At 49.5% G+C, this 8,214-nt stretch carries 6 protein-coding genes; all 6 read right to left on the bottom strand.

Features of this window, described 5'->3' with window-relative positions; genetic code table 11:
• Nucleotides 1-190 precede the first annotated feature (190 nt).
• A complete protein-coding gene (gene purF, locus IE064_RS14950; protein ID WP_189618544.1) occupies nt 191-1,705 on the bottom strand; it encodes an amidophosphoribosyltransferase in 1,515 nt (504 codons plus the stop codon).
• Between the two features lie 43 nt (nt 1,706-1,748).
• A complete protein-coding gene (locus tag IE064_RS14945; RefSeq protein WP_189618543.1) occupies nt 1,749-2,237 on the bottom strand; it encodes a CvpA family protein in 489 nt (162 codons plus the stop codon).
• A gap of 106 nt (nt 2,238-2,343) precedes the next feature.
• Nucleotides 2,344-2,955 (bottom strand): SPOR domain-containing protein, encoded by a 612-nt coding sequence (locus IE064_RS14940; RefSeq protein WP_189618541.1) that lies wholly within the window; start codon nt 2,953-2,955, stop codon nt 2,344-2,346.
• Between the two features lie 4 nt (nt 2,956-2,959).
• Nucleotides 2,960-4,255, bottom strand: coding sequence for a bifunctional tetrahydrofolate synthase/dihydrofolate synthase (gene folC, locus IE064_RS14935; RefSeq protein ID WP_229800076.1), 1,296 nt, complete (start codon nt 4,253-4,255; stop codon nt 2,960-2,962).
• Between the two features lie 48 nt (nt 4,256-4,303).
• Entirely contained in the window at nt 4,304-5,089 is a 786-nt protein-coding gene (gene truA / locus IE064_RS14930; protein WP_189618560.1) for a tRNA pseudouridine(38-40) synthase TruA, read from the bottom strand.
• Nucleotides 5,090-5,242: 153 nt separating this feature from the next.
• Entirely contained in the window at nt 5,243-8,152 is a 2,910-nt protein-coding gene (locus IE064_RS14925) for a FimV/HubP family polar landmark protein (protein ID WP_189618536.1), read from the bottom strand.
• Between the last annotated feature and the right edge of the window lie 62 nt (nt 8,153-8,214).

The following is an 8,214-nucleotide window of genomic DNA, read 5'->3' as shown; positions in this document are numbered from 1 at the left end:
GGCCAATAAGATGAAAGTTTGACTTGCCTAAATCGATACCGAGTACTTGAATAAACATGATGGTCTACCTCCTGTCTAGCCTAATCTCAGCATAGTTGCTGAGAAGGGAGGCGGACCATCACATTAATCCCCGTATCCTAGAGGACAACGGGGATTTTTTAAAAACGATGCTTAACCGTGTAACGCTGTTTTACGGATGGCAAACGTTATGCAGCTCCAGATTTGTACCAATATCGCGATTGCGATTAGCTTTGGCGTCATCATTACGCAACTGCGTCAAGTGATCTAGGTAAGCCTGATCAACATCTTTAGTGATGTAATGACCATCGAAGACTGAAGTTTCGAAACGTTTGATATCGGGGTTCTCTGTGCGCACCGCATCAATCAAATCCTGCAGATCCTGGAAGATAATACCATCGGCACCAATGATTTTGGCAATCTCATCCGCATCGCGGCCATAAGCGATAAGCTCATTGGAGGTTGGCATATCGATGCCATAGACATTTGGAAAACGGATCTCTGGTGCAGCCGATGCAAAATAAACCTTTTTGGCACCTGCTTCACGAGCCATCTCGATAATCTGCTCAGAGGTGGTACCACGCACAATAGAATCATCCACCAGCAACACGTTTTTATCTTTAAATTCGGCGTTAATTGCATTGAGTTTACGCCGAACAGACTTCCTGCGCTGTTGTTGACCAGGCATGATAAAGGTACGGCCAATGTAGCGGTTTTTGACAAATCCTTGGCGATACGGCAAGTTCATGCAACGTGCAATTTCCAATGCCACGTCAACGGATGTTTCAGGAATGGGGATAACCACATCAATATCATGGTCATACCATTCCTTTTTAATCTTTTCGCCAAGTTTAGTGCCCATATGCACACGGCTGGCATAGACAGAAATCTTGTCGATAGTGGAGTCTGGGCGTGCAAAATAAACAAATTCAAATATGCAGGGCGCGTACACAGGGGCTTCAGCACACTGACGGGTAAAGAGTTCGCCATCCAGCGTAATGTATACCGCTTCACCTGGTGCGACATCGCGCATCACCTCAAAACCTACGGCATCCAAGGCCACACTTTCAGAGGCAACCATATATTCAGTACCGGTAGCGGTCTCATGCCTGCCAAGGATCAATGGTCGAATACCGAAAGGATCGCGAAACGCCAGCAGACCGTTGCCGATAATCATGGCGGTAACCGCATAAGCGCCGCGTGTTTGGCTATGTACTCGCATCACCGCATCAAACACTTCATCGGCAGATAATTTCAGGCTGTCAGTCTTGTCCAGCTCATCGGCCAACAGATTCAATAACACTTCGGAATCTGAGGTGGTGTTAATGTGACGGCGTTTTTTCAGCAGCCCTTCGCTAAGTTCCAGTGTATTAGTCAGGTTACCGTTGTGCGCCAGCGCAATACCAAAAGGCGAGTTGACGTAAAAAGGCTGGGCTTCTGAGGCACTGGAACTCCCCGCCGTAGGATAACGGCAATGGCCAATACCGGCATTACCTTGTAAACGCTGCATGTGTTTTGGCTCAAACACATCTTTTACCAGACCGTTGGCCTTACGCAGACGAAAAGCCTGCCCGTCAACGGTGACTATTCCTGCCGCATCCTGACCACGATGCTGAAGCACTGTCAGTGCATCATAAATGGTCTGATTAACCGATGAGCGGCCAACTATTCCGACGATACCACACATGGGTAAGTTTCCTCACTGTAAGATATTCTGATAACTGTATTTTTTATATTTTGGGTACAAAGCTGGAGGCGTGCTCCATATAATTGAAGAACCACTGGATCACTACGCCAAATTCAGGCACCAGCTGCGAGCTTTTCCACCACGGGGTATTAGGGGCACCGGTAAAAGCATCCAGAAAAAAGAGAATGGCACTGACAATCAACACCCCACGTAAGATGCCAAAACAGGCACCCAAAACTCGGTCAGTACCCGATAGTCCAGTTTTGTTGACCAGTTGGCCCAGCAAATAATTCACCATAGCGCCGATAATGAGCGTAGCGATAAACAGAATGGCAATCGCCACACCGTTGCGGAGCATTTCATCGTTGATTTGGGTGATATGAACAGCAAGATCCTGGTAAAACTGACTGGCGATAAAAAATGCCGCAAACCAGACCACCAGCGACATAGCTTCTTTGGCAAAACCGCGGATCAGACTGACGAGGGTTGAAAGCCCAATAATAAAGATGATGGCGTAATCTATCCAAACCATGGGTAGAAGTGTCCAGCAGTGATTAAGTTCGCGGGGATTCTACCAGAGAGTGAGTTTATTCTCACCCCCGGTACGCAAATATTTGCCACCTAGGCGTGACGCAAACTCAGTTCTCTAATGGGTTAAACTGAATAATTTTCCCTTTCAATTTGGTCAGAGACTCGACTTTTCCTTGCTGCTCTTTTAGTCGTTCCAAAGACACTTCCGGACCGACAAACACCCGGGTCAACTTACCTTCCACAGGCTTCTCTGGCAGCGTATAAGCCGCATAGCCACTGGCACGCAACCGTTGTACTAGCCCTTTCACATTGGTGGCATTACTAAATGCGCCCAATTGAATCGTCCAACTCACCTGCATCGCTTTTTTAGGCTCTGGCTTGGTCTTTTCTGGTGGCTGAGTGGCAACTTGTGCATCCTTTGAAACACTGTTTTCTGTTTGGGTTACGGTTGTCCCAGCGGATGCAGGGCTAGCCGTTTTACTGCTAGCGGCCGTGTCTTCAACCACCTGTTCGGTAACCGCTGGGGCGGCTTTAGGCTCATTCAGCACCGTATTATTGGCATTATCAGCAGCAACAGATGTCTGTGGCCGCAAGGGGATCTCCGTAAATTGCTCCTGCTGGTGTTCTTTCTTACCGTCCAGAATATCCGGCAAAAAGATTACCCCCAGAGCCATCAGCACCACAGTGCCCACCAAACGGTTGTGAAATTGAGACGACAAATCTTTATTCCTTTCCAATAGCTTGGACAACTTCTTTGAAACCTGAAACAGTGTAAAAGGAGCCAAAGACAATTACCACATCGGTGTTATGCAAACGTGTTGATAACGCCTTCCAAGCCGACGCCATCTCATCATATTGCTGGCAACAGGTCGTTGCCGGTAAGGCGTGCCGCAACGTCTGGGCAGTTGCCCCCCGCTCATTATGCAGAGTGACCAAATGCCACTCATCAATTAGCGGTGCTAACACGCTTAATACACCATGAATGTCTTTATCTTTAAGCATGCCGCAAAGCGCGTAGAGTTTACCGTGACGTGACAATGCCTGCAGTTGCCCCGCCAAATAACGTGCAGCATGGGGATTGTGAGCAACATCCAGTAGAATCAAAGGCTGCTCACAAAAATGTTCCATCCTGCCGCTAAGTGTTGCTTGTCGCAGTCCTTGTTCGATGGCCGCCCGCGGCAGCTCATCATAGAGGGCTTCCAATGCAGCTAATGCCGTCACTGCATTAGCTAGCGGTAGCCGAGGTTTAGGCAATTGACTGAGCTGCCAACGACTACCACTGAAACGCCAGTGCTGCTCATCCGTTGACTGCCAGTGAAAATCTACGCCCACCTGTTTTAGCAGCGCGCCTTTTGCAGCGGCGACTTCAGCCACGGTATTGGGCATTTGAGGATCGCCCACCACGGCTGGTCGACCACTACGAAAAATCCCCGCTTTTTCATAGCCAACTTGCTCGCGGGTATTACCGAGAAAAGCTTGGTGATCCAAATCAACAGCAGTAATCACACTGACATCAGCATCAATAATATTGGTGGCATCTAAGCGCCCGCCCAGACCGACTTCCAGAATAATCACATCCAGTGCCGCCTGTTTGAATAACAGCAATGCCGCTAGGGTTCCATACTCAAAAAAACTCAGTGAAATATCGCCACGAGCTTGCTCAATTTGCTGAAACGCCGCGATGAAATCGGCATCAGCGGCGTCGACACCTTGGATCCGCACACGTTCGTTGTAATGTAACAGATGGGGCGAACTGTATACACCAACGCGAACCCCCGCCTGCTGCAGGATCAATTCCAGCATCCGACAAGTGGTTCCCTTACCGTTAGTGCCAGCTACCGTGATCACCTTCGCTGGCGCTAACACCAGCAACGCTAATCGCGCAGCAACCGCGGCCACCCGTTCCAACCCCAGTTCAATCTCTTGTGGATGGATAGCTAATAGGTAATCTAACCATTGCTGCAAATTGGCAGATGCGTCTGGCACAGATATTTGCCCCGCGGTTTCAGATAACTTCATCTTCATGTAAACCTTGCTTTATTTCAGCCTTTACACCAACGACTTGATTCAGTCTGCCAGAAATAACGGACCAGGAGGCACCTCTGGCAACCCAAAATGGGCAGGATAAGTCACATGCACCAAATACAATCCCTGCGGCTTCGCCGTGGCAGCGGCCCGTGTTCTATCTTTCATGGCTAACAGTTGCCCTAACCAATCCAGTGGTTGGTTCCCCAAGCCGACTTCCAATAACGACCCTACGATATTACGTACCATATGGTGCAAAAATGCGTTTGCCTCTACATCAACAATCACGTACAGACCCTGGCGACTGACACTGATACGGTGCAGATTACGAAAAGGTGTTTTTGACTGGCATTGCACTGCGCGAAAACTGGTAAAGTCATTTTCGCCCAGCAAATACTGTGCGGCTTGGTGCATCTTTTCCACATCCAGTTCACCATGATAATGACTAACACCATGGCGCATGATGCCGGGACGCAAATTGTGATTGTAGATAATATAACGGTAACGTCTGGCGGTAGCGGAAAAACGCGCATGAAATTCAGGCGAAACCTCCTTCATCCAGCGCACCGCAATATTATCGGGCAGATTGGCATTGACGCCCAAGGTCCAGGCCCCAGTATTACGCACAGCATTAGTATCAAAATGCACGACTTGTCCGGTGGCATGAACGCCAGCATCTGTACGCCCAGCGCACTGCAGTTCAATGGTTTCATTGGCGACTACCGATAATGCTCGCTCAAGTTGCCCCTGAACTGAATCCACCTCTGCCTGCCTCTGCCAACCAAAATAGCCACTGCCGTCATATTCTACGCCCAGCGCAATTCGCATCATATCCTCCATCATTTCTAAGGCCGCGGATTTTACCACATCAACCACAGTGAAACTGCTGTAAATCCTGAAGATGTTAGTGACTGTTGGCTACGTTGATTTTATCGCCTAAAAAAACGGCACCCGTAGGTGCCGTCATCGTTAACCTTGAAATCAATTGATATCTTTTAGCAGCGATTCAGCTTCTTCTTTCTGCCGCTCATTGCCGTCTACCTGAACTTCCTTAAGGAGTGCCCGCGCCGCGTCCCGATCATCAATTTCGATATATGCTCGAGCCAGATCCAGTTTGGCGTTGACGGAATTTTCCTCATCATCCACATCCACCAGATCCTGTTCGTCCACCAAACCATCCAGATCGCCCATGTCCACATCTACAGACTTATAGGGGTCAACGTCGTCAGTCTCTTCGCTGGCATCATTGAGCAGTTTATCAATGTCAATGTAACCATTTTCTTTCTGGAATGCTGATAGATCCTCATCGGATACTGCTTTCAACGGCTTTTTGGCAATCTCGTCAGCATCCAGTGCTGCTAGCGCTTCATCGACTGTCAGCTTGTCCTGTGCCTCATCAAAACGCAGATCATAAGCATCATCTTCCGGTAATGACTGATCTTCGTCATTCGCAAAGCTCTTGAGCAGTTCATCGTCCGTCAAATCATCAGCGGCAACCGACAACTCAGGCATATCATCATCGCGGCTGGTTTTGGGTGCCTTCAAATCATCAAAGAAACCGGTGTCTTTTTCCTTAACATTCTTTTTCTCAGCAGCAGGCTTCTGCTTTTCAGCTTCAGTAAGTTCAGCCAGTAATGCATCCAGATCGTCCTCTTCACCCTTCGCAGGCTTAGATAACTCATCTTCCAATGAAAACTCGGTATCTGTCTCTTTTGTCGCCGTTTTTCCTTCTCGCTGCAACAGGTTATCAATATCGTCATCAACGGTTTCACTGCCATCGCGTTCCAGCTCTGCCAACAACACATCCACATCATCATCTTCTGTGGCTGAAACTGGCAGTTCCTGCGCTAACTCTGCGGCAATGGCATCTTGGATCGCCTCATGCTCTGGCGAAGACGTTGGCGCAGGGGATTCTGACTCCAGTTCCGCCAGCAATGCATCAGCATCATCTTCTACGGCTGAAACTGGTAGCTCCTGAGCTAACTCTGCGGCGATGGCATCCTGTATGGCATCGTGCTCTGGCGAAGATACCGCCTGCGGTGAGGAATCTGACTCCAGCTCCGCCAACAAAGCATCCACATCGGTCTCAGCAATGTCGTCTCCGTCATCATCAAGCCCAAGCTCAGCGATAATTTTATCACCAAGATCGTCATCGCCAGTATTCGCCACAGACTTGTTTGAAGATTTGCCGACATAAGTGTCAGCGGCTGCCGCAAATGCGGGATCCGTATCGAAATCGTCTTTTGCCTTCTTCAGCTCTGGCTCTGGCTCTGGCTCTGGCTCTGGCTCTGGCTCTGGCTCTGGCTCTGGCTCTGGCTCTGGCTCTGGCTCTGGCTCTGGCTCTGGCTCTGGCTCTGCAGTATCAGAATCATCACCACTGTTGGCAAGTGTATCTTCTTGCTCACCAAACTCCTGAGCTAAGGCGGCAGAAACATCGGCGGGCAAGGTATCGGTCAACGAGGCTTCTTTAGCATCGCGCTTAGCAGCATCCGCCTTGTTATCGGTATCTTCCAGCCCGTCTAGCAATGAATCAAAATCATCATCTTTAAGCGCGACATTGGGTTCATCTGTCTTGGTGCCCATCGCCTCAGCCCACAGGTCGTCCAGAGACTGCGCATCATCAGCCGTAAAGTCATCTGTGGTCTTAGGGGCACCTTCATCGACAAACATTTCGTGCTCAGGCATATCATCATGAAATGCGGCCTCTGCCAGACCTTCAGGTTCAGGTTGCAGTTGCTGCAGATCTTTTAGCTGTTCATCCAGTATATCTTCATCATCAAGGTGAATAGCAGTGACATCATCGCTGTCCAAATCTGCCGCATCATCATGGATATCCAGCTGTGGCTCCATATCCGTGTCGGTGGCGTTTTGAGGCTGAACGGTAGGCTTTTTCCGACGGCCGAAGAACAACCATCCTAAGAATAACAGTAACCCTGCTGGCACCAAGGCAACAGTTATCATCAAACCGGGATTGTCTGCTATGGTGCGCCAGAAATGGCTAGGCTGTTCCGTCACGACTGTTGTTGTTTGAGGTGGCTGAGTGCTGCTCTCTTTGGCCGCATCAGGCGCTGCGGCCTTAACTGGGGCTGGGGTTACGGCTTCGGTGCCGTTGTTTGCTGCCGTGACGGCATCTTTAACTGCGGGATTGACTGCCTCAGTATCAGCCGTTTGCTTGGCCGCCTGTAAATCGTTCTGCAGTTGTGCCACCTCTGTTCTGGCGGCTTTCAGTGATTCTTCAAGCACGGTCATGCGTTGCTGCAACTCGGCTATTTGCGATTGCAGCAGTTTCTTTTCATCATCCGCGGCTTGTAGTTGCGCCTTGGTACGGCTAAGTTCATCGGTCAGATTCAGGTTAGCCGTCTGCAGATTATCCACGTCCAATGCAGATAATGCGGGGCTGGCAGCGGGAGATTTTTTTGCTTCGGGTGCAGTTACAGGCGCCGCCGCTGCAGTTTCAACTTTGGTTTTACGTTTGGTGACAGTGGGGGCTGTCTGCTGTTTCCATGCTTGATCGTCTTGCTCCGCCCGTTGCTGTGCCAGACTCCGAGGAATCGCCAACATCACTTCTTTAGACGGAATTAACAGAATCATGCCCTTTTCGAGACTGTTATAGTTTTTGCTGGTAAACGCATGAGGGTTGGCTTCATAGATCGCCGCCATCACTTGGTAAATGCTGACGCTATTATCAGGCCTTACCTGATTGGCAATACGCCAGAAGGTGTCACTAGGCGTTGTTGGGCCATACTGTCTTGGCTGTTGCTGTTCCCTGCTCTGCCCATCCGGGCCGATCACTTTCAAATTTTGCCCTTGTACCGACAAGGTCACAAACGGTGAGCTAAGGGCAAAAAAAGCGGCCGTCAGGCCCACGAGATATGAAGTGCGAAAGTTCATCAACTATTCCCTTCCAAGCGCTGATATTCGCCCGTAAACGACTGGCTTTAGGCATTGTATTT

This window comes from Shewanella fodinae (assembly GCF_014651955.1).
GTDB lineage: Bacteria > Pseudomonadota > Gammaproteobacteria > Enterobacterales > Shewanellaceae > Shewanella > Shewanella fodinae.
This window is presented reverse-complemented; position numbering and strand designations above follow the sequence as displayed.

What these genes read in the sequence shown, in the direction of transcription:
- purF (WP_189618544.1), bottom strand. Translation starts at nt 1,705, where the DNA reads ATGTGTGGTATCGTCGGAATAGTTGGCCGCTCATCGGTTAATCAGACC.
- IE064_RS14945 (WP_189618543.1), bottom strand. Translation starts at nt 2,237, where the DNA reads ATGGTTTGGATAGATTACGCCATCATCTTTATTATTGGGCTTTCAACC.
- folC (WP_229800076.1), bottom strand. Translation starts at nt 4,255, where the DNA reads ATGAAGTTATCTGAAACCGCGGGGCAAATATCTGTGCCAGACGCATCT.
- truA (WP_189618560.1), bottom strand. Translation starts at nt 5,089, where the DNA reads ATGCGAATTGCGCTGGGCGTAGAATATGACGGCAGTGGCTATTTTGGT.
- IE064_RS14925 (WP_189618536.1), bottom strand. Translation starts at nt 8,152, where the DNA reads ATGAACTTTCGCACTTCATATCTCGTGGGCCTGACGGCCGCTTTTTTT.